At 68.8% G+C, this 253-nt stretch carries 1 protein-coding gene; it reads right to left on the reverse strand.

What is annotated here, in order from left to right; translation table 11 throughout:
• Positions 1–253: hypothetical protein (locus AAEY78_RS14135; protein WP_352340033.1), on the reverse strand; the 253-nt coding region annotated here is incomplete at both ends.

Genomic DNA, 253 nt, shown 5'->3' on the forward strand with positions numbered 1-253 from the left:
TAACCACAAGCAACAACAGCACAATCCCGCCTCACTGCCCAAATGCATCCACACCACCACACCACACACAACACAAACAACACAAAAAAAAACAAAAACCCCCCCCCCCCCCCCCCCCCCGCCCCGCCCCCCCCCCCCCCCGACCCCCCCCCGACCGCCACCCGACTGAGCGACGACAGCCGCCCGACCTACCCCTTGGCCGCCACCCTCCGCACCGCCCCCCCCTCCCGCCCTCGCGCGGACAGCACTCAGC

Source organism: Psychrobacter sp. 16-MNA-CIBAN-0192 (genome assembly GCF_040309565.1).
Classification (GTDB): Bacteria; Pseudomonadota; Gammaproteobacteria; order Pseudomonadales; family Moraxellaceae; genus Psychrobacter.